This is a genomic window from Alteromonas sp. 5E99-2, assembly GCF_017368475.1.
In the GTDB taxonomy this organism is placed as follows: Bacteria; Pseudomonadota; Gammaproteobacteria; order Enterobacterales; family Alteromonadaceae; genus Alteromonas_F.
The window spans coordinates 77,355-102,216 of record NZ_JAFNJE010000013.1 but is presented as its reverse complement, the minus strand read 5'-3'; the positions used below and the strand labels follow the sequence as shown (position 1 = coordinate 102,216).

The 24,862-nt window shown below is 38.9% G+C and carries 19 protein-coding genes; 9 read left to right on the top strand and 10 right to left on the bottom strand.

What is annotated here, in order from left to right:
- Positions 1–38 precede the first annotated feature (38 nt).
- Entirely contained in the window at positions 39–2,795 is a 2,757-nt protein-coding gene (gene prsT / locus J3L16_RS13440; protein ID WP_207613504.1) for an XrtA/PEP-CTERM system TPR-repeat protein PrsT, read from the bottom strand.
- 141 nt (positions 2,796–2,936) lie between these two features.
- Here prsT and J3L16_RS13435 point away from each other — a divergent pair, with 141 nt between their 5' ends.
- The 3 genes from J3L16_RS13435 to J3L16_RS13425 are packed head-to-tail and all read left to right on the top strand — an operon-like array spanning position 2,937 to position 7,068.
- Positions 2,937–4,676 carry a DEAD/DEAH box helicase gene (locus tag J3L16_RS13435; RefSeq protein ID WP_207613503.1) on the top strand — a complete coding sequence of 580 codons (1,740 nt, stop codon included), beginning with the start codon at positions 2,937–2,939 and terminating at the stop codon, positions 4,674–4,676.
- 11 nt (positions 4,677–4,687) lie between these two features.
- Positions 4,688–6,088 carry a siroheme synthase CysG gene (gene cysG, locus J3L16_RS13430; protein ID WP_207613502.1) on the top strand — a complete coding sequence of 467 codons (1,401 nt, stop codon included), beginning with the start codon at positions 4,688–4,690 and terminating at the stop codon, positions 6,086–6,088.
- Between the two features lie 11 nt (positions 6,089–6,099).
- Complete coding sequence (locus tag J3L16_RS13425) at positions 6,100–7,068, top strand: hypothetical protein (protein WP_207613501.1); 969 nt, start codon at positions 6,100–6,102, stop codon at positions 7,066–7,068.
- Between the two features lie 48 nt (positions 7,069–7,116).
- On the opposite strand, the gene J3L16_RS13420 is transcribed toward J3L16_RS13425, so the two are convergent.
- Positions 7,117–7,305, bottom strand: coding sequence for a hypothetical protein (locus J3L16_RS13420; protein ID WP_207613500.1), 189 nt, complete (start codon positions 7,303–7,305; stop codon positions 7,117–7,119).
- A 604-nt stretch (positions 7,306–7,909) separates the two neighbouring features.
- Positions 7,910–9,076, bottom strand: coding sequence for an alpha/beta hydrolase-fold protein (locus J3L16_RS13415; RefSeq protein ID WP_207613499.1), 1,167 nt, complete (start codon positions 9,074–9,076; stop codon positions 7,910–7,912).
- Positions 9,077–9,435: 359 nt separating this feature from the next.
- Between J3L16_RS13415 and J3L16_RS13410 the strand changes: the two genes are divergently transcribed.
- From J3L16_RS13410 to J3L16_RS13385, 6 genes are all read left to right on the top strand, one after another.
- Positions 9,436–10,833: a TolC family protein gene (locus J3L16_RS13410; protein ID WP_207613498.1), complete on the top strand. Its 1,398-nt coding sequence runs from the start codon at positions 9,436–9,438 to the stop codon at positions 10,831–10,833.
- Entirely contained in the window at positions 10,830–12,002 is a 1,173-nt protein-coding gene (locus J3L16_RS13405) for an efflux RND transporter periplasmic adaptor subunit (protein WP_207613497.1), read from the top strand. Before J3L16_RS13410 ends, J3L16_RS13405 begins: the two co-directional genes overlap by 4 nt.
- Positions 11,992–15,114 carry an efflux RND transporter permease subunit gene (locus J3L16_RS13400; RefSeq protein WP_207613496.1) on the top strand — a complete coding sequence of 1,041 codons (3,123 nt, stop codon included), beginning with the start codon at positions 11,992–11,994 and terminating at the stop codon, positions 15,112–15,114. The genes J3L16_RS13405 and J3L16_RS13400 overlap by 11 nt, the downstream gene beginning before the upstream one ends.
- Positions 15,095–15,769 carry a response regulator transcription factor gene (locus J3L16_RS13395; protein WP_207613495.1) on the top strand — a complete coding sequence of 225 codons (675 nt, stop codon included), beginning with the start codon at positions 15,095–15,097 and terminating at the stop codon, positions 15,767–15,769. The genes J3L16_RS13400 and J3L16_RS13395 overlap by 20 nt, the downstream gene beginning before the upstream one ends.
- The gene (locus J3L16_RS13390; protein ID WP_207613494.1) at positions 15,766–17,016 is read left to right on the top strand and encodes a HAMP domain-containing sensor histidine kinase; all 1,251 of its coding nucleotides are present in this window, start codon (positions 15,766–15,768) and stop codon (positions 17,014–17,016) included. The genes J3L16_RS13395 and J3L16_RS13390 overlap by 4 nt, the downstream gene beginning before the upstream one ends.
- Positions 17,017–17,456: 440 nt before the next feature.
- Positions 17,457–18,218, top strand: a complete 762-nt coding sequence (locus J3L16_RS13385; protein ID WP_207613493.1) for a hypothetical protein — start codon at positions 17,457–17,459, stop codon at positions 18,216–18,218.
- Positions 18,219–18,448: 230 nt separating this feature from the next.
- On the opposite strand, the gene J3L16_RS13380 is transcribed toward J3L16_RS13385, so the two are convergent.
- The 7 genes from J3L16_RS13380 to J3L16_RS13350 form a co-directional block, all read right to left on the bottom strand.
- Complete coding sequence (locus J3L16_RS13380; protein ID WP_207613492.1) at positions 18,449–20,191, bottom strand: hypothetical protein; 1,743 nt, start codon at positions 20,189–20,191, stop codon at positions 18,449–18,451.
- 45 nt (positions 20,192–20,236) lie between these two features.
- Entirely contained in the window at positions 20,237–20,911 is a 675-nt protein-coding gene (locus J3L16_RS13375; protein ID WP_207613491.1) for a hypothetical protein, read from the bottom strand.
- 1 nt (position 20,912) lies between these two features.
- The gene (locus tag J3L16_RS13370) at positions 20,913–21,575 is read right to left on the bottom strand and encodes a hypothetical protein (protein ID WP_207613490.1); all 663 of its coding nucleotides are present in this window, start codon (positions 21,573–21,575) and stop codon (positions 20,913–20,915) included.
- Positions 21,575–22,492: a nucleotidyltransferase gene (locus J3L16_RS13365; protein WP_242698836.1), complete on the bottom strand. Its 918-nt coding sequence runs from the start codon at positions 22,490–22,492 to the stop codon at positions 21,575–21,577. Before J3L16_RS13365 ends, J3L16_RS13370 begins: the two co-directional genes overlap by 1 nt.
- 52 nt (positions 22,493–22,544) lie before the next feature.
- Positions 22,545–22,790, bottom strand: a complete 246-nt coding sequence (locus J3L16_RS13360; protein ID WP_207613489.1) for a hypothetical protein — start codon at positions 22,788–22,790, stop codon at positions 22,545–22,547.
- 517 nt (positions 22,791–23,307) lie between these two features.
- Entirely contained in the window at positions 23,308–23,874 is a 567-nt protein-coding gene (locus J3L16_RS13355; protein ID WP_207613488.1) for a hypothetical protein, read from the bottom strand.
- A 38-nt stretch (positions 23,875–23,912) separates the two neighbouring features.
- Positions 23,913–24,842 (bottom strand): hypothetical protein, encoded by a 930-nt coding sequence (locus tag J3L16_RS13350; RefSeq protein WP_207613487.1) that lies wholly within the window; start codon positions 24,840–24,842, stop codon positions 23,913–23,915.
- Positions 24,843–24,862: the final 20 nt, after the last annotated feature.

Below are 24,862 nucleotides of genomic sequence, written 5' to 3'. Positions count from 1 at the left end.
TTAGCGGCGTTTTTCACAATTCGAGATATTTATTACAACTACTGACCGTTCAGCGCACTTTGTGCTCTTTGCTGCATCTCTGGTAACGTCCAGCTTGTATCAGTAAATCGCCGCTGAGCTCTTTGCTCATCACCCATTTTCATTAGCAACTCAATATAGTGAAGGCTTACTTCATCACTAATATTATCTTGATTAGTAATAGTGTCATATAGTGCGCGGGCTTTTTTTATTTCACCTTGTGCTAGATAAATTTGCCCCAAAGTGTCAACAGCTTCTGGGCTACTGGGACGCATATCTACCGCTTTTTGAGCCAACGGCAGTGCTTTATCCAATTGATTATCATCAAAATACAAATACGCCAAATTATTCAATGCCACAAAATTATTAGGCAGCTTTTCAAGTGAACTGGCATATTCTTGGATTGCTGCAGCTTTGTCTTTTGCTATTAAACGTTCTGCTAGCAGCAATTTAGCCCTCTGATCCTTTGGGTATAACTGGGTATAATCCGTTATTGTGTTAAATGACTCATCTACTTTGCCCAACCCATCAAGAGAACGAACAAGCACCAATAAACTGCGAATTGTTTTTCTATCATTATATGCCACTCGAGCATCATCTATTGCATCGGCAAAGCGGTTATCAAACAGCGCCAATCGAGCTTTAATTCCTCTAACAAAAGGCAACCCTTGAGCGTCACTAGGAAGCTGGTTAATGATAGTTCTAGTTTTGTCTACGTTATTCAACATCACATTGAAATAGGCCGCAAAAATATCAACTTGGTAATCTTTTCTTTGAGCCAAATACAATTCAGTTGCTGTTAATGCAGATTGGTAATCTTGGCGAACATCTTTCGTTAACAAAACACCCAGTAGTGCATCTTTATTCAGCGGGCTATAATTCAACCAAGTTTCATAGTGCTCGGCAGCATCATTGACCTTATTTAGCTTTAATAACCCTTGCCCCTTCATTTGCCAAAAAACGGAAGGTAGCGCTTTGTTCAACTCAATCGGTTCAAGCGTAGAAAGCGAAGAGCTAACGTCAGCGTTAGCAAACTGCATTCGAGCCAATAACAGTCTTAACTTCAAGCTATCACTGTCTGCAGTTAAAGCTCGCTCCGTACGCATAATAGCATCACTAGTATCGTTATTTTTTTGACTTAACGAATAATAAAAAGTCAGCGCACTCGCGCTTTCAGGGAATTCATTCAATATCGCTTTTGTAGACTCAATCGCATCATCATGTTTGCCTTGTGCTGACAGCAAATTTGCCAATGATAACTGAACTATTTCATCGTTATTCGACAGCTCCAGTGCCCGCTCAAGTTCACTTCTAGCTCGGTCAAAATCTCCTGAGCTTATGGCTAGCTCTCCAGCCAAAACATAAGGTTCAAATGCAGAAGGCTGTTCCGATTTCCACTTTTCAGCTAGTGCCGATGCTTTATCATAGTCTCCAGCACTAAGATAAGCAGATGCTAACGCTTTTTGCGTTACCACAGAATTAGGGGCTTGCTCTACAGCTTCTTCCAACTTTATGAAGCCTGAAACGTCATTTAAAGAAAGCTGTAAAAGCCCCAAACGAACAAGCTCTTCTGTGGTTTTATCTAAATCATTAGCCTGTGCAACAACTTCTTTTGCAGCTTCAAGGTTTCCTTCTTGAATCAGTTGAAAACTCGCTTGAGAAAACAAAGAGGTATCATTTTCTGACGTTTGAGTTAACCCTAAAAGAGTCTCTGACGCTTCTTTATTCTGGCCAATTTTTAATTGGCTATCGGCTAATAGCCTTAATGCAACATGTTCACTGGGCAAAGACTCAGCGATGACCACTAAATTATCTACCGCAGTTTGATAGTCTCCAATACGATAGGCACTGAACCCTGTTAACAACCTAACAATTTGATTATCTCGACCATTCACTAATGCTTTTTGCAAATGTAACAATGCATCAGAGTAACGTCCTTCTTCTGCTAAAATAGTGCCTTTGAATTGATTTAAAATGCCATTAGCGTCATCTAAGGCTAATAAACCATCAGCAATGGGTTTGGCAGTTTGATATTCTTTTGCGTCCATTAAGGCCGCCAAATAAGAGAATTTTATTTCAATTTTGTCTGGTCGCAGGCCATAAAGTCGCCCCATAGTCTCAAGGGCATTGTCTTTTTGGCCCAAAATGATATATAACCTAGATTGTAAGGTTAAAACATCTTCATTCATTGGCGACTGTTTGCGCAATTCAATGACTTGTTTTAATGCCTCTTCATAATTTTCAGATAAAATATGACCATAAGACGCAGATAACCCTTTGTAAACTGAATTAGTCTTGAGGTCTTGTAGCTCTAAAATCAGTTTCCGAGCTTCATCATCTTGATTTAAGTCTACTAAAGCGACCAATTGGAAATAACCAATTTTTGCATTTTCTACAGGGCTTAAGTCCTGTTTAGTATAAGACAAATTAATTAAGGCGTTACTTGCCCCAGTCTCTTTGTAAGCCGTTGATATTAATGGCATTACCTTGGTTATATCGTACCCTAAATCAAGGGCTTTATTTAATTCTTTTTCGGCGCTTTCAAATCTTTTTTGATCCAGATAAATGCTACCTAATTTGAATCTCGCGTCAGCGGATTGAGGATTTACTTGCAGTGCATTTTTTAATTCTAATATGGCTGCTTGAGAATTATTTGCGGCAATAAATTGATCTGCAGCTAACAAATATTCTTCTGAGGACTTCTCACCACAAGCTGTTAAAGATAAAACTGTGGCTATCGCAAAGACCAATGGCAGTCTTTTTGTTATAATGGTCATTGTAGCTTTCCTAGCGAACAAAAATAATTAAAAGTGTGACTCAGAACGACAGTCATGGCAACCATTCGTAGGATAGCTTATAATTAGCTAATTAGTAGCCTATTTTGTGCTGCTTTCCTATTATTTGTTTTTGGACCATGAATGACCGACACCACTGATATAACCTTTGCCGATTTAGATCTCCCTTCAGAACTTTTACAAGCGCTGGAAAAAGTTGGCTATGAAAAACCTTCGCCTATTCAAGCACAAAGCATACCTTTACTGCTTGAAGGGAATGACCTTTTAGGTCAAGCGCAAACAGGAACAGGTAAAACCGCTGCGTTTGCACTGCCTATGCTAGCGCAAATTAATATTGAAGATGCCCATCCTCAATGCCTAGTTTTAGCGCCAACTCGTGAACTTGCGATCCAAGTTGCTGAAGCATTTCAAACCTATGCAAGCTTTTCAAAGGCAATACGTGTATTACCTGTGTATGGCGGTCAATCTTATACCAACCAAATTCGCCAGCTAAAACGCGGTGTTCAAGTTGTCGTTGGTACACCTGGTCGAATTATTGATCACATAAACCGAGGCACGCTTAAGCTCGACAAGCTGCGCTTTTTAGTACTAGATGAAGCCGACGAAATGCTGCGAATGGGCTTTATTGATGATGTTGAAAAAATATTGTCTCATGCACCAGAAACTCGTCAAACAGCGCTGTTTTCTGCAACCATGCCAGAAGCCATCCGTAAAATAACTAAGCGTTATTTGAACGATCCTCAGCATGTTAAAATTGCATCTAAAGTATCAACGGCAAGTACTATTCGTCAGCGTTATTGCCAAGTTAATGGTCATCATAAACTTGAAGCTCTAACCCGTATTTTAGAAATAGAGCCTTTTGATGCCATGATTATTTTCGTGCGCACCAAAACCGCAACACAAGAATTAGCAGATAAACTCTCTGCTCGTGGTCACGACGTTGAACCTCTAAATGGCGATATTCCTCAACAATCTCGTGAGCGTACTGTTGAACGATTAAAGCAGGGCAAAATCGACATTCTAGTTGCAACTGATGTTGTTGCACGTGGATTAGATGTTGAGCGTATCAGCCACGTTGTTAACTTCGACATTCCTTATGATACTGAATCTTACGTTCACAGAATTGGTCGTACTGGTCGTGCGGGTCGTGAAGGCGATGCAATTTTGTTTATTTCGCACCGTGAACAGCGTTTGCTTAAATCTATCGAGCGCACCACTAAGCAAACTATTGCACCAATGCAAATACCATCGATTAGCGAGCTAAACGAAACCCGTTTGAGCAAGTTTAAGCAATCGGTGATGGATGCCACTAGAGACGATTCATTAGAAACATTAATGCCTATCGTTGAGATGCTTAAAGAAGAATCTGAAACCTCTCCTGAAATATTAATGGCAGCATTAATGAGCTTAGCTCAAGGTGAAGAACCACTGATATTGAAGGAATCTGATCGTCCAAACCTAGACGCCAGACCACCAAGAGAACGTCGTGAATACGATAAATCTGACCGTGGCGACCGAGGCCCGCGTAGAGGTGGAAGAGAAGGCAGAGATGGCGGTGGTCGTAAAAACCGTCCTGCTGAAGCAGGCATGCAGCGTTTTAGAATTGATGTAGGTCATGCCCATAAAGTAAAACCGGGTAATATTGTTGGTGCTATTGCTAATGAAGCAAACATTGACAGTAAGCACATAGGTGCAATCCAAATCCACGACCAATACAGTACTGTTGATTTACCAGAAGGTATGCCAAAAGAAACCTGTAATTCCCTTCGTCAAACACGGGTAGCGGGTCAGCGATTAAATATAAGAGAATGGTCTGACACGCCGCCTAAGCGTCGTCGTAAGCCAAGAGAAGATAGCAAGTAACGCAACACGTTATGCAGTATTTTCCGGTATTTCTAGACGCGAACCACTTGCGCTGCCTCGTTGTAGGGGCTGGCGAAGTGGGAGCGCGAAAACTAGAACTTATCTTAAAAACACCAGCCAAGATTACTGTAGTATCTCCTGAAGCGGTCTCTACAGTAACCAAGCTGGTTAACGATAACGACCTGACCTTTCATCATAGAAAGTTTGAAGATGCTGATTTAGACAATATTAATATTGTGTTTGTGGCAACTGATGACGAAAACGTAAACAAATATGTACACGATCTGGCCACAGAACGAGGCATTTTAGTTAACGTTGTGGACAATACTCCACTTTGTAAATTTATTACCCCTTCTATTGTAGATCGTTCCCCCATCATCATTGCCATGAGCAGCGGTGGTGTAGCGCCAGTATTACTTCGTTACCTAAGACAAAAGTTAGAATCAGTCATCCCTACCCATGTGAGTCGTTTAGGTGAATTTTCTGAACGTTTCAGAGACAAAGTAAAAGCAAAACTACCTTCAGTAACCGCAAGACGGTATTTTTGGGAAGATGTACTCGATGGCGATATCGGCGAATCTGTAGTTAAAAACCAAATGGACAAAGCCGAACAAGATTTTGAACTTGCTCTTGATGCTGCAGGTACAGAACAAAACATTCAAGGCGAAGTCTATCTGGTTGGTGCAGGTCCAGGCGATCCTGATTTACTTACCTTTAGAGCGCTTCGGTTAATGCAAAAAGCCGACGTTGTTGTTTACGACCGCTTAGTATCTAACGAAATATTAGAGCTAGTGCGACGGGACGCTGAAAAAGTGTATGTCGGCAAAGCTCGAAGCAATCACTCTCTTCCTCAAGAAGACATTAACCAGTTAATGGTAGATGAAGCCAAAAAGGGCAATCGGGTTGTTCGTTTAAAAGGCGGCGATCCTTTTATTTTTGGCCGTGGTGGCGAAGAAATTCAAACCCTTGTTAGCCATGGCGTTAGCTTTCAAGTTGTGCCAGGTATAACCGCTGCAGCCGGCGCAGGCTCCTATGCCGGTATTCCACTTACGCATAGAGATTATGCGCAATCAGTGGTGTTTGCCACGGCACACTTAAAAGATAATTCCATCGATTTAAATTGGACAAGCTTAGCCCAACCCAATCAGACAGTTGTATTTTACATGGGGCTGACAGGCCTTCCTATACTGTGTGAAAAACTGATTGAACACGGTTTAGATAAGACTACGCCCATTGCGCTAATAGAATCTGCCACTCGAGAAAATCAACGGGTTGTAACTGGAACACTTGAATCAATCACAAGCGACCCATTGACCAAATCAGTAAAACCACCTACGTTAATAATAGTAGGTGGTGTAGTGTCTTTACACAAAGAGCTAAGCTGGTTTAACGAGAAAGACAATAACGAATAAAACGGAGAGCTATGATGCATCGAATGTGGTTGCCCTTATTGCTCTTTGTATTTTTATGTGGCATTTCTCGCTCCACTTTCGGTGTACCAAACCAACAACTTAGTTTTAACCGCGTCGAAAAAGGCCAGTCCATCAAGTACGATTATCGCTGGTATGATCACAACAATAAATTAAGACACATTACATTTGAAATAGATAAACAAGCTATTGCAAAACTGCCTCGCAACCAAGCTAACTATAAACCCGCATTAATCCAAAGCAAAATAAGACGAGACCTAACTCGTTTAGCCAAAGGCGTAGATCCACGCAAAGCAAGAATTAATTTACAGCAAATTGGCAATGACTTAGACGTTTCCATCCGCAGTGATAACCCTCAGTTAATAAACTTATTGCACACCGAATTTCAAAATCAAAAGCAGCTGACTTATGACCTCTATTTAAAACAGCACTATTTTGAAAAATTTACGTCATCAAGTGGCGCAAATGGCGTGAAGGCTGATCATATCCGCTATATTCAAGAATTTACTCCGGTATTTAAAGAAATCGCAGAACAATTTTATGAGTTGTTAGGTGATGAGAAATCAGTGCGAAACTACATCGATTTGCTATTGAGTTGGGCGCAAAGTATTCCTTATAGTACTTTAACTGGTAGAGGAGAAAGTAATGGTGCCGGTTTTTTACCTCCAATAAGGCTGCTCGACGCCAACATGGGCGATTGCGACAGTAAAAGTGTTCTTTTTGCAGCCTTACTAAGAAATTATTTACCCCAAGCTAAATTTCAATTCATTATTTTGCCTAAGCACGCACTTTTAGGCATTAAAACCAGTGAACAGCCATCTGATTTTACCGTAGAAAATAACGGTGCAAGGCTCGTAATTATGGAGCCCACCGGCCCTGCTCCATTTGGTTTTGGCGAAGCAGCTGAATCAAGTAAAACCATGATCCAACGAGGCTTAGCGACCTTTCAAGTTATTCCGTGATAGCCGCAATAAGCCTTTATTTAGAATATATACAACGCCTTAGACGCTCTACACATTAAGATTTTGTCTGCCATATTTCAAACACAACCCAATGTAAGCCAGAATTGCACCAAGCCCCAACCCAACTCCAACTCCAACAACAGTTAAATCATATAGATAACCTACACTGGCGCACAAGCCGGCTGCAACCCACATCGTTAAATGAATAACTCGATAGTGTTTTATTCCATTAAACATAATCATACCTCGAAGTATTAGAATGTTTTATTAGTAGCTAACAAAAGTTAAACGTTATTTTAAGCATATTTACCAGCCTAGTTCATCCATAAAAAAGCCAGCCCCTGTACCAACAGCAAAGCCTCCTCCAAACGCTGAGACGGCTGCAAAGCCGGCACCTACCCAACCTACAGGTGTCGTCGCAACTGCAATACTTATTTCTATGAACGCAGCTCATGCACCAACGGCTCCCCAATCAATATTAGAGCTACCTCCCGATATTAGATCAATCGACTCTTCGTTGAGTTCAACAATAGAATGACTATTCATACAAAACTTCCCTTTTTATTAATAAATACTTGAACCATTCAAGTGCCTTCATTTTCATTAACATAAAAAATACTGTCGACTGACTTCTGTGCCAGTTTGTAACGTTACTCAATTTTTAGAAGTGCCGCGCTCAGACGAAAACGCTTTGGAGTATCATGATAAGGAGAATAAAAGCTATTTACTCCCTCTTTCACAGCTGTACTTTTGATTAGTTTGGTTTGTTTAAGTGTTCGGTTAGCGACGGTGCCTATAATGCAAGTAATTATCGTCACATTATGGGTGACTAGCTCAAACCTTATAGCGCTTCTAAAAATTGGGTGATGCTGGTTTTCAGTTCATCTTCGTCTAGCGCGATAAGTGTTAACGCTTGTTCTGCGATTTGTTTAGCCAATTTAAGATTTTCACGCTCTTTGTAACCTTTGGCTAAATTAAATTGCACTAACGCAGAATCTGGGTACAACTCAGCATTATATTTTAATAATGCTAAACCACGCTCAGGGGCTTTTACGCCATTTGTAATATAATCAGCAGCAAAATTTATTGATCCCTTGTCCGGTTTCACTTCATAGTAAAGATCCGCCGATAGCTTTTTGTAATGTGCCGTAATGGCATTTGGCCCACCTTCCATTACTGGAAAAGGTAAAACCCAATTTCTATAGAGTTCATGAGTAGCATGTACTAGCCCCAAGGTATTAGTGGCTGCATGAGGTAATGTGGAAAATAGCTCACTTTTCACTCTTAATCCTGGGATACTAGTTTCGTTAAAAAAGCGTTGCAACCTCAAGAACGAATCTCTCATAGTATTTGCTTTCTCGTACTCACTTTTATTTATTTCATTACCTAAATTGAAATAAATAAATTGATTTAAAGACTGACGAGATGAAATGTAACGAATGATTTTGTCTGCGGTTGAATCATCTCCCCAGTGCAGAGAAGGGCTGAAGGCATAGTGCGCAGTAAACAGCTCTGGGCGAGCTTGAACTGTATACAACGACAACAATCCGCCTAACGAATGGCCTTCTAAAATTCGAAATTCAGAAGTGCGATAATGTGACTCAACAAACGGAATGAGCTCTTTTTCGATATAATCTAAAAAGCGATCGGCTTTACCGCTGGGCACATCAACCGTTGCGTGGGGCACGGGAGTGTAATCACGTATGCGATCTTCATTTTCTATCGCCACCACAATAGTATCAGGTATTAACCAATCGTCGTAAAAACGCGCGATAACCGCACTCACCATTTGTTTGTAATATTTGCCATCTAATGCATATAAAACCGGATATTGATGATCGGTGTGCTCATCATAATCATCTGGAAGATAAACCGTAAATTTTTGATCTTCTTCTAGTACTTTTGAATTTATCACATGAGCATTTTCTATCACCTCACCTGCTTGCGTTGAGCTCGGAAAACACAACATAAATAAACAACAAAGTAAGGTTCTTTTCAAAAGCGTCATCGTTTCCCTTATAATTTCTTAATTAGAGTAAAAATTCATCCAACACACCGTACATTACTGTTTTAAAATAAAAAGATATAAATCACAAATATTATGATTGAAATTTACACTCCAACAAATTCGCCTTTACTATTGCGTACGAAATAGTCACTTCATTTCGCACAACCCTATCCATTGATTCAATACCACGTGAGTTTTAATTTTTATAATGTCATCTATGGTATCAATGTGCTCTCTTATTTCGTGTAACCTTTGCACAATAGCCTAAATCAATTTTTCATATTCAATCAATCTACACCTCTTAACCCTCTCTTAACCTCCTGCATTATATCGTTTGCATATATCTTTAGGAGGGGATCATGGAAAACATTCAACCTTACCAGTGTATAAAACTAATATTAGCACCCTTAATCATTGCCATTGCTGGCTGCACAAATACGGGAAGTTTCGATAATTTCGAGGTGCAGCTAAATGAACTCGCCAAAAGAGCCGAGAATGAACTATCTACCAACGAACGGGTTTTATCTGAATCAAGTGGCGAGGTTTTTCATTTAAACGACCTTATTCAAATTCCAGTGCTAGACAGTTACATCAATCTTGCGTTAGAAAACAATCCTAATTTACAGCAAAGTCTTCAGTCTCTTCGTGCCGCCTACTACCAAACGAATATCATTCGTTCGCAACGTCTTCCTATTGCTGACTTAAGCGTTTCAGGATCTCGAATAGAAAATACACAGTCTACTGAGTACTCAACCGAGGTTAGTGTTAGCTGGGAACTTGATTTTTGGAACAAACTGAACGATGAGAAAAATGCGGCGTTGTTAGACCTAGCATCACAAGAGCAAAACGTTGATCAAACCAAAAATGTTTTAGTCACAAGCATTATGCGTGCTTGGCTCAATATCGTTCTTCAAAAAGAACTTATTAACGTAGAGCAACATCGTTTATCGAACCAAATGCAAAATCTCGAATTAATTGAGTCCCGTTATAGTTCCGGCTTAGACAATTTAGAATCACTCGATAACGCAAGAGCAAACGTGTTTCAAATACAATCTGAGCTAGTCGCACGACAACAACAAAGATACGCGGCCGAGCAAGCCTTTAGTTTATTAGTCGGACATTTCAATAGCGAAATAACCTTTGACGAAAAGGATCTTGTATTTCCTAACGTGCTCTTTCCTACACATGCCATTTCAATAAAAACGCTATCAAAACGCCCTGATTTAAAAGCGAGCTTTCTCGGGATTAAAGCAGAGGCCTTTCGCACAGATGCCACATACAAAGCAATGTTTCCCTCATTTTCATTAACAGCAATATTGTCAGATTCCGATACATCACCAATTGAATCCCTATTGACCGATCCGATTTGGCAACTACTTGGGCAAATTTCAGCACCTGTTTTTCAAGGTGGCCGGCTACGAAATCAGTTTAATATTGCTGAAGTAACATTGGCTCAACAAGTCTACTCATACCAAGAAGCACTACTCAAAGCCGTAAGTGAAGTTGAGCTTGCACTATCTATTGAGTTCAACAGTAAGCAGCGCCAGCACTATCTGCAAAACGCGCTGTCCAGTGCGGCATCAAGCTACACATCGTTTAGAGAAAAATACCAAGAAGGGTTAGCCGACATTTTCGACTTACTCACAACTCAGCAGCAAATGTTCGATCTCCAATCTCAATTAATTCAAATTAAATATGAGCGTTTAATTAACCGTATCGACCTTGGACTTGCGCTCGGACTAGGAGCAACTCAATGAAGACTAGAAGGTACACATTCTCCGCTGCCCTGCTCATTGGAGTGACGGTAATAGGGACGTCGAGCTTAAGCTCCAACCAGTTACCCCATACTGATACAGTAAATTTGAAGAAATCAATCGCCTCCTCTTTACCCAAAGTAAGTGTAACCAAGGCCAATGTTGGAAATTTTCACCCTAATATTATTGGTTTTGGCGAAGCTAAGGCCGCTAACGAACTCTTGTTCACCAGTGAAATTAATGGACGAGTGATTTCTCTATCTGAATCATTCAAAACCGGAAAAATATTACCTAAAGGCACGGTGATTGCTCAATTAGATGATACAAACCACAAACAATTATTAGCCAAGGCTCGTGCTAATTTAATTCAATTAGAACTCGAGTTACTAGAAGAAGAAAGAAGAAGCAAGCAAGCGCTTAGCGAATGGAAAAGGTCCGGTGTAGCTAACAAACCAGCGTCGGAGCTAGTTCTTCGTTCTCCCCAGTTAGCATTAGCCAAAGCGAACTTAGCCAGTGCAAAAATAGATATTGTTAAAGCCCAACGTGACCTAAACAACACCGTAATCCGCCTGCCATTTGATGCACTCATTGTCACAAGAGATATTCAATTAGGTAGTGTTTTACAAATGGGCTCACAAGTCGCCACTTTATATAGTACAAACAAAGTAGAAATTCGCGTGCCTTTGTCTGAAGCGCAATGGTCAAACATGCCACGCCAAAGGAATGCTTTTTCAAATAAACACAAGGTAAAACTAACAAATGCCGCCGGTGATAGGTCATGGGAAGGAACTATCGAAAGAGCCGAAAAGCACCTATCAAGCGAAACGCGGCAACGAGCCATTATTGTATCAGTATCAAACCCATTTCATAAAAACATCGGACTTTATCCAGGCACTTTTGTGAAAGCCAAAATTGAAGGTAAATCAATAGAAAATTTATGGGAAGTGCCCTCTTCTGCCATATCTCAAAACGGCGATATTTGGTTTGTCGATAGCAATAAAAGTTTACGTAAAGCGAAAGCAAAACGTAGGTTTGATGTAAATGAGAAGACGTATGTACTGCCCATTACATCTGACCAATCGCTAACTAAATACATTGTTAAACGCCCATTAAGTCACCTAGAAGAAGGTATGCTGGTCCAAGTTACGGGAGAGCGTTCTGATGCAGAATAACAAAAACCCAATTGAATGGTTTATAGATAACCCTATCGCGGCGAACCTCTTACTCATAGGAGTGATAATTGTCGGGTTGTTTTCCCTCGGCGACATACGAAAAGAGGCTTTTCCTAGTTTAGAACCTGATAGCTTAACTATTTCTATCAATTTCGATAGTGGCGATCCGCTTCAGGCTGAAGAAGGCATAACCATAAAGGTGGAAAATGCAATTGAAATGATACCCGGTATCAAGCGCATTACTTCAATATCAAATAGTCGAGGAAGTAGAATTACCGTATTAAAAACCAGCGATTATGAACTCGATACACTACTGGTTGATGTAAAGACAAAAATTGATGCCATTTTCAATTTTCCTGAAGATGCAGAAAGACCGATTATTGAAAAAGTACGTCAACTTGAACATGCAATTTGGGTACAGCTCTACGGTGATGTAGATCACGCTGTATTACAGTCGTTATCAGAAAAGCTACTTGATGATCTAAAAAGAAAACCTGCAATCAAAGATTTAGCCATTCAAGCCAAACCAGATCCCATGATTTCAATCGAAGTCGACGAGGCTAGATTACAAGCCTACGGACTAGAGTTAAGTGATATTGCCGACACTATCAACTTAACGTCCACGACAGCGCAAACAACAAGTTTGCGAAACAAAGAAAAATCAGTACGTCTTAAAGTTGCTGTACAAGCATATAGCGCAGAAGAATTTAGCAATATCCCATTAGTAACGAGTTCTGATGGTACTCGAATAACCTTGGGGGACGTAGCCACAGTTACAGAAACGTTTGAGGAAGACGTATTTGTGTTATCCAGATACAACCAAAAGAACGCAGCAGCAATTCAAATTCTGGTAGATGAAAATAGCGATATCGTCGATATTGCAGAACAAACCAATGAAATTATAGAAAAATGGGATTCACTGCTTCCACATAATGTATCAATCGACAGTTGGCATGACCAAAGTGTGCTGATTAAAGAGCGCATTTCATTGTTGGTAACAAATGCAATGACTGGAATGGCCCTAGTTTTCATTGTGTTAGCCATTTTCCTTAATATAAGAGTCGCATTTTGGGTGGCAGCCGGACTGCCTTTTATATTCTTCGGTACTGTTTACCTTATGACTGACCGCTTTTTTGGTCTCACTATCAATGAACTGACGACCCTTGGCTTTATTATGGCTTTAGGCATAGTCGTCGACGATGCCGTTGTGATTGGAGAAAGTATTTACACCACAAGGCGAGAAAATGGAGATACAAGGCAAAACACCATTGCAGGAACAACTAAGGTAGCTTCAGCAACACTCTTTGGCGTGTTAACAACCCTCGTTGCTTTTATCGGTTTGTCTAATATTGATGGTTACGGTGGTCAAATATACGCGCAATTTGGAACTGTTGTGGTAATTTGCCTACTCCTGTCTATTGTAGAATCTAAATTGATTTTACCAAGCCATTTAGCAAAATTAAAAACAGATAGAAAAGCCTCTCCTTTTTGGTGGAGCCATATTCAAAATGCTGCCAACAATGGGCTAACGACGCTTAATAAGCGGCTCTACGAGCCTTTAATATGGAAAGTTTTAGCGTGGCGATATGCTATTGTAATAACCTTTGTAGTCGTGTTTTCATTCTCCGTTGGAATGCTTATCACAGGCACAGTAAAAGTTGCTTTCTTTCCTGAAATATACGGCGATACTGTTGAAGCAAAAATCAAAATGTATGACGACGCTAGCTATGGGCAACTGTATCAAAACTTGACGACATCTGAACAAGTAGCCCTTGACGTTGACGCCCAGTATCAGCAAGATGCAGGAATCAACGCGTCGGGTATTGGTAGTATACAAGTCATTGCAACTAGCGATCACGAGGCTAGTTTACGAATCGAATTAAATGACTCGGCGACTTACACTATTTCTGATTTTGCCCACACTTGGGAAAAGTCTATTGGTCAATTAGAAGCCGTTAAAAAGTTACAGATTGTTTCGACCCTAGAATTACTCGATAACTTCAAGATTGTGTTAAAAGCTCAGGACAGCGACACGCTAAAGTCTGCGGGTGATGAAATTTTAGCGTACTTACACGACATCGACGATTTAAGTGGAATTGACCACAATTTAGAAGTGGGAGCGCCTTTATATAAGTTCACGTTAACAGAACAAGGGCAAGCATTAGGCTTCGATACCTCATCATTAGCTCAACAAGTTTTAACCTCATTTGGAGGCGCCATTGTTCAGCGCTTTCAACGAGAAAATAATGAGGTTAATGTACGAGTACGTTACCCGTTAAACCATCGTCAAACCCTAAGTGATATTGAAAACACGAACGTAAGAACAGAACAAGGCTTTGTGGTTCCTTTAATGAGCGTAGCTTCAATAGAAACACGCTATCAAAAAGAGGAAATTTCTCGTATCGACGGAGTACGATCAGCTTTTATCTCCGCCAGTGTGAATAAAAACAACTTATCTCCAAATCAAGTGGTAAACGATTTAAAAGAAAATCTATTAGGTTCTTTGTTAGCAAAATACCCAGAACTCAGTGTTACGTTTGCAGGAGAAGAAGAGCAGCAAAGCGAAACCACCCACTCGCTGACACACACCTTTATACTCACAATGTTAGTAATATATTCTCTATTGGCAATTCCTTTAAAATCTTATATTCAGCCTCTTATTATCATGATGATTATCCCATTTGGCGTTATTGGTGCTATTTGGGGACATTGGGCAAATGGCTTAACACTTAGCATTCTTTCCCTGAATGGAATTTTTGCGTTGAGCGGTGTTGTAGTCAATGACGGGATTCTACTAGTTTCAACCTATAACAATTTGCGCAAAACAGCTCATCAACCACCTAAAACAGCAATCGTAAATGCCTGTACAAGTAGGCTTAGGGCTGTATTACTTACCTCTGTAACTACATTCGTGGGCTTACTCCCATTATTAAGTGAAACATCATTACAAGCACAATTTTTAATTCCAGCTGCAGCTTCGTTAGGGTATGGTATTTTATTCGCTACTGTTATTACATTAGTACTCATGCCTGCTATGTTAATGATAAAGCAAGATATTACCTTTTTTAACACCAGTATAATCAGGAGCGTTTGTGCTGTTATTAGTCGTTGAAGATGATGCAGATTTAGCAGCAGGGATTATAGATTTTCTAGAGTTAGAAGGAATTTCTAGCGACCATGCAAACAATGGTAAATCAGCCCTCAATTTAATCCGCCAACATTCTTATGATGTTATTGTGCTCGACATAAATCTGCCCAAATTAAATGGGTTAGATGTCTGCAAAATGATGAGGCAAGAAGGTAACGACACGCCTGTAATCATGCTAACAGCCTTAGATACATTAAAAGACAAAATCACTGGATTCGCCCAAGGCGCTGATGACTACTTAATCAAGCCATTTGAAATGGAAGAACTGATTGTTCGTTGCAGAGTTTTATCTACGCGAAAAAGTGGCCAAGTTACGCGAATAACCGTAGGGCCTTTAGTCTATAAACTGAAACTTAACGAAGTCACCAGAGACGGAAAACCCATTCATGTTTCGCCAATTGGTATGAAAATACTAGAAGTATTAATGCGAGCGAGTCCCTCTATCGTTTCGCGAGATAAGTTAATTAATGATGTATGGGGAAACGATATTCCCGACAGTAACAGCCTTAAGGTGCACCTTTTTAATTTAAGAAAACAAATAGACACCGATTTTACCCCCAAATTGCTACACACCATTGTTGGTAAAGGCTTTGTTTTACGTGAAGAGCTAAATACATGAAGCAAAGAATTAGTCTACGTATGCTACTCGCTCTGAGTATCATGGTATCCGGAACATTAATTATTGTGACTTTTTCGCTACTGAGTGCGAAGTATTTTGTTGCGGGTATGGATGTTTCAATGAGAGAAAGTATGAAGAGTTTTTTTGAATTAGAAGCGCCGACAAAAGGGCAACCTATTCAGCTAAACGAGTTTACAATTGCGAGTCACTGGGAAGATTTACCTAGTGATTTGCGGTTTCATCTTGACCCGTTAAAAGCCTCTAATCAAAGTTTTATTCAGAAAGTGATCCAACCGAACTTTTTTTCCCAACCAGAAGCCGCCTATTTTGCCATGATCTCTCAGGTAGATGGAGAACAGCGATTTGTTTCTGTCACTTTATCAACTCCTGAAGCGGTTATGACTGAACCTGGAGCAAGGTATTTTCGAGTGATATTTTATACCTGCGTTGGCGGACTATTTGTTTTTAGTATCTTATTAATTATTTTACTTCGCAGGATCATGAGCCCACTGCGGTATATGAGTAATTGGGCGCAAGGACTCTCTAGTAAAAATCTGTCAGAAGCCATTCCTGATTTTGGTTTTTCTGACTTAAACAATATGGCAAAAATCATTAAAAACAGCGTTACTTCAGTAGAAAAAAGCCTACAGCGAGAACGTCAATTTTTATCTTATGCCAGCCACGAATTAAGAACGCCGATTTCGGTCACGAAATCCAATGTTACCTTGTTAAAAAGGCTAATTGAGGAAGATAAATCACGTAAACAACAACTAGAGGTCACAAGTCGAATTGAACGTGCAGCCAATACCATGACGCAGCTAACAGAAACACTGCTATGGATTGGAAGAAAAGAAGATAGAGAAACCGAAACCAACCTAATCAATATTGGTTCGCTCATAAAGCATGTAAGTGATGATTTAAGGTATTTAGTCGATTCAAAAGAAGTATCTGTAGTCATCGATGTAGATGATGAATCTATTAATCTACCCGAAACGTTATGCACCATCGTTATTTCAAACTTAATTCGCAATGCCTTTCAGCACACTTATTGCGGGCAAGTAGAGGTCAGTCAAAAAGGCGGTATTGTAACCATTTTAAATGTAAACACTGAAAGTACTGGTCATCAACCCGATTTAGGGTTTGGTATAGGTTTGTCTTTAACCGAGCAACTAGTAACGCGATATGGCTGGCACTATGACGTTCGCGAATTAGACAATGGTAGGTGTGTGACGCTAAGCTTTAATTAACCCTCAAATTTGCGGGTACTCATAAAAAGCAGTACCCACAAATGTAATCAACTAAAGCTCTTTCTCAGCAAACTCAGCCAATCTCGACCGCACTACCCCATCTAAGTTAATAGTGGCACTGCCTGAAAAGTTCTTAAATCGTTCAACTAAATAGGTTAACCCCGACGTCACCGCCGATACCCCATTCTTTAATTGTTACTGCGACCCCATTCTATAAAAGTAAAATACATTGTTACCCATAGATAATGATCGCCAGATAATTATTAACAATAATGATAATAAGATTTAAATTTCATTGAATTAATCATAGCAAACAAACTCACCAATAGATATTTGAAGCCGAAGGCTGGGATATTATAAAATGGAGAATTAAAGCAATTTCAAATTCGTCTATAAATAGTTAAACTACCTTTTTAAAATATTAAACATCGAGGCTGTAATTGGGACTTGTAGTACAGGGAAATGTAGTCAAAGTTGATCATAATATCAAGGAATGGTTAAAGACAACTCCACATGGCAACCCAACAAAAGAAAATATTGAAGGGCTAACAGTTTATTCTTTATTTAAAAGACTATTAGCTTCGCGTAAATCTAGAAGAAAACATCGTAATAAAATTCCCGGAGATAACTGCCCAATAATATATGCTTTAAAAGGCAAAGATAATTTAACGACAGATATAACAAGTATAAAAAAACTTCGTGAGAGCTATGAAGCAATTGTAAATACATTTCAGGCTAATGAGCCAAATGGTTACGACTTGGTAATTTCTATGCCTTCATCACACAACATTAGTCGTATTATTGGTAAACGTTTAGCAAACACTTTTACAGCGAATCACTCGTCCGATTTTTTACGTAAGTTGACTATTGATGAAGCGTATAATTTACTTGATAGAGCTGATGTAAGCGTTGAAGAGCATAAAGCATTATCCTTTAGATTGAGAAAGCAAAGACAGGAAAGTGGTTTCGGCGGTTACTTTTCACTTAAAGGAATTCCCGTATCTTTTAGAAGTGAATTCCCACCATTATGTTTAGATAATGTAGGTACAGTGCAAGGTCAACCTCAGCGAATTTTATTAGTTGATGATTTATTGGCAACAGGTACAACATTAATAACAGCCCATAACTTAGTGCAACAAATGTTTCCTCAGGCTATAATTCATGGCGCTAGCTTAATAAGTTCATCTGCTAAACGAACTTGACGATTAGATTAATTAAGCTCATAATAGTCAATATAGAGTGTGCTTGAGTCTCCCCGCTCTTAAAATCCAGACGAGACCCGCGTAGGCACCTTGCTGAAGGTCGGTCTGTAAAAGACAAGTTTTTGGCAGGTTAGGCAGCGGCTAACCCTTCAACTTTTGTTGTCGTATAGTAACTTTAGGAGAGCTAATTGCTCTCCTTTGTTCTTTCTGGAGATTAATAAAATTGTTTATTAAATCCCAACCCCTGCTGCGCAGATTTTATTTCCATTTATCGTTACGCTTCTTGTAATATACCTTGCTCCATCAAAATGCCTTAATTCGGTAAATCTAGCCTCTTGAATATACTGCTCAATGACATTGTATGGATTAGATAGATCAACACTGCTCCTATTTTTTTGTTCATCAAATGAGCTTTCATAGTGACCATCTTTAAATAACTCAATGGAACCCCAACAACCTGATAATACTTTTTTGAATGTGTATAAATCATATAGGCAAATATTATTGTGAAGTGTAATGCAATCTAAGGAACCAACGTTATGAACAACTATTGGTTTTAGATTTAAAACTTCCTCTGTAGTTAGACCATTTTCAATTAAATACTCCCTTGCTGAACTGGAGTTGTTGACTACTTCATTTAATCTTTCAAGTTGAAGAATACCTTTATTCAACTTAGAGTCTTTTTGCCCAATAAGTTTGAACCACTGTTGCAAACCAGCTTCTGTATCTGTAGTGACATGTTTTAGCTGTACTGCGTATACAGTATTAATCGATTTATCTCGAATAAAAAAATCAACATCAAGTCTTAACTCTGTGAAATCAGATGAGTCAAATTTATCTGGTTTTAGCTCAAACTCTAGAACATCAATGTGATCACACTTGATTAAATCATCAAGTAAAAAACGCGTTTGCTCTTCTTCAAGTAATGAGTGCCAATCTGCTCCCTGCTTTTTCAAAGCAAAATATTCCATCTGTTGGATTAGGCCACGAACCAACTGGAGCGGGCCTAAAACAAGCCCTCCATTTCTAATTTCAAACAGTCTATCTTCTGGTTTATTTTTCTTTTGAAATTCCTTAATAAGCTCATAAGTTCTCAATAACCCCTTTCTTTCAGGATATTGGCGGATCATTCGCTTAACCTCACCTTTACTTAATGGCTTTTCAGTTTTATCGATCTCTTTTCGTTGAACAACATTTACTAAGAAAATCACCAGATCGGCTATTTCATGGAATAGTTCCAACGTTCTACTGCCTAAGCCTAGTCGCCAGTGCTGAGGAATAATTGAAAGCACTCTTGCGTGTAAAACTTGAACTGATTCACTCATCTTCTCATCATTTTGGTGCGTAGCAACAGCGAAGCTTGCTATAGCACTGGTTGCCGCTTTCAAAGACATATATTCTAAAGAATCACCAAACCATACTGGTGTGAGCAGCTCAGACTCCTTCGGCATAAATAAAAAGGAGCCATCTGGTTGAACTTCCAATTTCAATGTTCCTGCTGCCAACAAAGAAAAATGTTGAATAACCCAAGCTGTATCTAAAATTTCCGATACTACATCAGAATCCAACTCACCATCGTTCAATTTAATCTGTTGATCATTGATGAGTTCAGCCACATTCATATTTACGTTACGTATGTGGTTATCAATACCAACTGATGTTAACTCTAATGGTGTTTCATCTTGAAATTCCGATTGAACATTTACATATTTAATTGTTTGATCAGAAATAACATCTTTAATCCTTTTATATCCACCGATATCTTTGGTAGAAAAATCCATATAGTTTGCAAGCTTTAGCTGCAATTCACTAAGCAAGTCAATGAGCTGCTCCGCTGATTCATGTCCTTCAAACATTGCTTTCAATCTAGGAATGTTTGCAGGATTAGCAAAATATTTATGAGGAAAGCTCAACATAGAAAAAGCAGCTTTCATTGCGCGTTGGTCTTGGGTGTTGATTAAAGGCGTTGTCATCGTATTTTATTAATTCCAGTAGATTATTTAAGCAGAAAGTAAGGTTTATATTGAAATAGGTTTGGAGCGTAGAGACTTTACTGCGCTGTTATTGAATACAGATGAGGTAACACCGTCAAAGTAAGCACACTGCGAGCTGTTACATACAATTGAGTAATCTCTAAATGTTTCAAATTCGCTTTTTGATACTTCAACTAATAATGTATCTATTGCAACTTCATTATTCGTAAATTTGTCTTTGTAGCGTTGTGCATTAGCTTTTCCTGCGTGTTCAGCCGCTATCAGCACCAGTAGCACCGACAGGTAGGAGAGGACTCCAGCGCATATGTACCAAAATACTTTTGTTGAAAATTCAGTAAAGCCTTCAAGTACAGGGGACAGTTCAACTTTATTAGGCTCTTGAGTAAATGCTTTTTGTAACTTTGAAAGGATCGGTTTTACAACATTGACGCGCTTAGCTACTTCAACGACTAAAAGCGCCAAATACGCAGTTATCAGGACACCAGATGCACAAAAAACAACAAAAACCACGTTTGGCGCTGTTAACTCTGCAAAGGCAAAGAAACCTTGATAGAAAATTCTGTCGATAGACAGCGGAAATTGTGTTTCTTCGATACCAAAGGCCATTAGAAAACTTTGATGATACATCAACCCAATGCTATAAAATGATGCCAATACTAGACTAATGAATACTGAGGCATGATTTAAAATACTTTTCATATTACCTCCTGTTTTCAGGCTCAGTTTTTGGGTGTTCGCAGTGATCTTCGGGCAACTCCTCAAGTAAATCATCATTGTAGAAATCAAAGGTCATCTCGCCTGTTGTTTGTCGCTCAGTCCAATAGCGGCCTTTTAGTTTACGCTTGGGGCTTTCAATAATAGACAAGACACATGCACCGTCATGAGGGTTACTTCGGTGATTCAAGCTAACGCGTGGTTTACTCGTATAACTGTAAGTAAGTTCTTTTTGTTGACGTTGCTCATCAATTAAAAAGCCCTCAACATAAGAATCACTTTGCATTTCAGAAGTTCTAACAACATATGATGTTGTAAAAAATGTTTGCTTAACGGTGAGCATTGCGGGGATAGGTGCTATTTTATTACCTGTCGCTTCATCTACCCAGTTAGAGTATACGTAACCAACCCAAGTACCGTTTAGATCGGGAAACGGTACTAACCAGCCCCTAAATATTTTAAATTTCCATCCCCATTTAACAAAAACGGCGATAAGTAATAGATCTGCACTAACAACTTTAGGTACAAGACTAAAGAAATCTTTAGCCAATGACAGGTTTAGATCACCTGCCCAAGCTAATCCAAACCAGATTAGCGCAGACACTCCAATCAAAACGTAAATTGTGCTTTTGAGTACTATATTTTTCATTATTCGTACCCAACGTAGTTCCATGCTGCAACTAATAACTTACGGGCCTGTTGTTTTGTCCATTTTTGGCTTGGTCTAAATAAATATTTTAGTTCACTCACTTCGCCCCATTCATCCGAAGACTCTTTTCCTAGTTCTTCGTGCAGGTATATGATCGAGTTGCGTAAAACATCATAAAATGAGGTGTAACTAAAATAATGATTCGGTACATTCCACATCAAACATTCACACAAAAAGCCCGGAATGCCTTTGGCATCCTCAATTCCATTTGCGGCCATTTCATTAGTTAATTTTTTTAAGACTCGTACTGTTCGTTTATATCTTCGTGAAGTAAGTGCATTTTTACTTACGCCGTTCTCGTAATGTTGTTCAGGCCAATTAATAACTTTTTTATCATCGTCTGAAAATTGTTGAACACCTGTTATATAACTACCATCCGCTTTAAAACGCCTATGCTCCATAAAAGGGGCAACATCGGCTTCAACTCGATAGGTGTTAGCTTTAATATCAAATGCTTTACTACCACGTGTTACCGCCGCTTCACCAAACTTTTCAACTAACGCTTCCTCTACATCATTTTTGAAATCGTCAAAGGTATAAGATGCAGCCACATAACCAAATGAGTCTCTGTTATACCCTTTCGGGTAATCCCCAAAAAAGACATCAGAACAAACAATACCAACATCAACGTCAGAATCGGCCTGAACATTTACCTTGTTTCGATAAGATCCTTGCAGGAAAACTTTTATTGACTTGCTCTTTAATTTTTCAGATGCATTTATTGCGCTCTTAATCATATTAATGGCGTTTTCACAGCGCTCTTGCTCTGTTTTACCCGGCCCTGTTGACCAGTTTTTAAATTTATCTTCCCACTTAGATGTGCTCATACTTTGTACTGCTAAATTATTAAAAGACATACGTCCCCCACCTGCGCTAATAAATAGCGCAGTTATTGGTTGTTAATATTTGTTATCTTGCTTTATTTGACTGGGATAACACTGACGCTGCGAATGACTTGGTGTCATCGCTATATTTACTGCTTTTTAATACATCAGAAGCTTTTGTTTCCATCTCACTACTTGTTTGATTGCTTGAACTTGACTGGCTTAGCACTGATGCAGCTAGCGATTTTTGCACTTGTGATGCAGATGGATCGTTTAATGTGGACGCGGCTTTTGAAGCCAACGCCTTTGAAGATTGTTTTGAATTAGTCATTTTAACTACTCCGTAAAATTTAATAAGAATATGGGCATGAAACATCACGCTTAATGCCCTAGTTTTAGCTAGCTGTTACTTCGCTGGAACCAAAATAGGCCAAGCCTTACAACCATATTTGCGAGCATCTAATAGTTGTTTTGACTTGGGATCTTTTCGATATCTGCGAAAAATCAGCTTCATGCCCTTAGGGACACGGATCTTTTTTTTCTTATCGGCCATCGCCAACTCCTTAAAGTTTAAAGAGAGGCTAAAGGTTGAAATAAATTACGAAATAGACTAAATTTAGTCTCGCTTGGAACGTAAAAAATTTCTTAGATGTGCCTCTCAAGTGTGGTTCATCTTTGTCTGATCTTGCTGGTAACTCGATCAGGCAATCCTTCCCTTGATAAGCTTTTTTGACTTTCATAAATCCAGTGATTCAATCTAATGTACAACAAAGCTAGACCATCAAAATAAATTTTGATGGTCTTAGTATACATATTTGAACAAAAGGATCAAAGTTTTTTTTGATGGTCTATTTTATGGCGTAATATTTGAACTCGACACCGCCTGTTTCAGACTTATCTTCTATTCGAAGTAAGAAGCCATCTTCATATAGCGATTTTAGTTTTGTACTTGCGTTATTCACTTTAAAGTCAAGGTACTCTGCAACATCACTTGCACTAGAAATACCATTTTTATAAACAAAATCAAATATAGGTTTATTTGTTTTAGAGGGGCTACCAACTTTATCCATTTTAATATGATCAAAATGATCACCATTATAAAAAGGCATTGGTTGATTTAAACTCAACACAGGAGCTAAGATATTAAGTCTTAACATTTCTTTTTCAGCATCGACGAGGCAGATCCCTTTCTCTTTTCTATAATGCTTTGCTAGACGAACAAGCGCCTCTCTCGCAAAAGATGCGTCAAACACAACATCTTTAATTGAGATATAGAAGATTTTATATTCAGGTTTTTTATCGATAAAAAAAACAAGCTCGTTAAAAACTTGCTTGCCTTCATCGTCCCCGATCCCTGTCAAAGAATTTTTATCAAAAATCTTTATGAGACTTATAACATTTTCATTCTGTTTCATATTTTATATTGAAGCAGATAACACCCTATTTTGTCAAATTATTTGTTAAATGGTACAGCGAAAGATATAAATGTTCCTGTGAGTTCTAATAACTCCTCGCTAACCATTAGGGAGTCTACTAAATTTGGCTTTTCAGCAACTTTAAAAAAGTGATAATAAGTATCCGCAAGCCTAATATGCATGTCTGAATTGGTTAGTTTCGCATGATGAAAGCAAGTACATAGTCCATTGCCACCCTGATCGCCTTCCTTACTTGAAATACCTTTAGTTAACATCTCCAATATTAATTCTACATCAGAGTACCCAGTATAGGCTGCATTATGACTCGCTAAGCTAGGCTTGAGTGACTCTAGCAACCCAATCCCACTATCACAAACAACAATTTCAGCTCTATTTTTATATATTTGTAATGCAGCTAATCCATTTAACTCGGTCTGGCTATGCTCACAAACGTTTCTAGTTAGCTCACTAAACAATGAAAAAAACTGAATATACAGTTCACTGCGCTGTTCTTCAGTAATTTTGGGGATCTTTTCTGTAATTTTCTTCGCCAACTTCTTTGGCAAAGTTTTATCATGTACTGAACCAGATATTTTGTTAATTGAAATATAAGAATTGCCAATTTTTTTTACCCTACTGACTTTATTAACTCCATTGGGAGATTTAAATTTGACTCCATCAGCCAAGCAATCAAAGAAGCCCATAGTCTCACAGTAACCAAGTAACTTATTGGTTTTACCGGAAAAATCCAGAGTTACGCTCACCCCTTTTTCATCTAGCTGATTTGCTACATTGATTAAACGTATTAAGGTATTTATTGGTGCATTAGCTCTGGCTTGGACGACAATAGTTAGAGCTTTTTTGTTACTATAAATATCATCTTTGGCTTCGGTTAAGAGCTGCTCAAGTTGATAGCCAGATACCCAGCGACCTTTTTGCTGAGGTTTAAATTGAATTGTTGCTGCCATTTATATTAATTCTTATTCCT

Bases quoted from the DNA above. Each gene is read 5' to 3' on its own strand.
- J3L16_RS13355 (WP_207613488.1), bottom strand. From the start codon at position 23,874: ATGAAACAGAATGAAAATGTTATAAGTCTCATAAAGATTTTTGATAAA.
- J3L16_RS13400 (WP_207613496.1), top strand. From the start codon at position 11,992: ATGCAGAATAACAAAAACCCAATTGAATGGTTTATAGATAACCCTATC.
- J3L16_RS13390 (WP_207613494.1), top strand. From the start codon at position 15,766: ATGAAGCAAAGAATTAGTCTACGTATGCTACTCGCTCTGAGTATCATG.
- J3L16_RS13365 (WP_242698836.1), bottom strand. From the start codon at position 22,492: ATGTCTTTTAATAATTTAGCAGTACAAAGTATGAGCACATCTAAGTGG.
- J3L16_RS13435 (WP_207613503.1), top strand. From the start codon at position 2,937: ATGACCGACACCACTGATATAACCTTTGCCGATTTAGATCTCCCTTCA.
- J3L16_RS13350 (WP_207613487.1), bottom strand. From the start codon at position 24,842: ATGGCAGCAACAATTCAATTTAAACCTCAGCAAAAAGGTCGCTGGGTA.
- J3L16_RS13415 (WP_207613499.1), bottom strand. From the start codon at position 9,076: ATGACGCTTTTGAAAAGAACCTTACTTTGTTGTTTATTTATGTTGTGT.
- J3L16_RS13405 (WP_207613497.1), top strand. From the start codon at position 10,830: ATGAAGACTAGAAGGTACACATTCTCCGCTGCCCTGCTCATTGGAGTG.
- J3L16_RS13380 (WP_207613492.1), bottom strand. From the start codon at position 20,191: ATGACAACGCCTTTAATCAACACCCAAGACCAACGCGCAATGAAAGCT.
- cysG (WP_207613502.1), top strand. From the start codon at position 4,688: ATGCAGTATTTTCCGGTATTTCTAGACGCGAACCACTTGCGCTGCCTC.
- J3L16_RS13370 (WP_207613490.1), bottom strand. From the start codon at position 21,575: ATGAAAAATATAGTACTCAAAAGCACAATTTACGTTTTGATTGGAGTG.
- J3L16_RS13420 (WP_207613500.1), bottom strand. From the start codon at position 7,305: ATGTTTAATGGAATAAAACACTATCGAGTTATTCATTTAACGATGTGG.
- J3L16_RS13375 (WP_207613491.1), bottom strand. From the start codon at position 20,911: ATGAAAAGTATTTTAAATCATGCCTCAGTATTCATTAGTCTAGTATTG.
- prsT (WP_207613504.1), bottom strand. From the start codon at position 2,795: ATGACCATTATAACAAAAAGACTGCCATTGGTCTTTGCGATAGCCACA.
- J3L16_RS13360 (WP_207613489.1), bottom strand. From the start codon at position 22,790: ATGACTAATTCAAAACAATCTTCAAAGGCGTTGGCTTCAAAAGCCGCG.
- J3L16_RS13410 (WP_207613498.1), top strand. From the start codon at position 9,436: ATGGAAAACATTCAACCTTACCAGTGTATAAAACTAATATTAGCACCC.
- J3L16_RS13425 (WP_207613501.1), top strand. From the start codon at position 6,100: ATGATGCATCGAATGTGGTTGCCCTTATTGCTCTTTGTATTTTTATGT.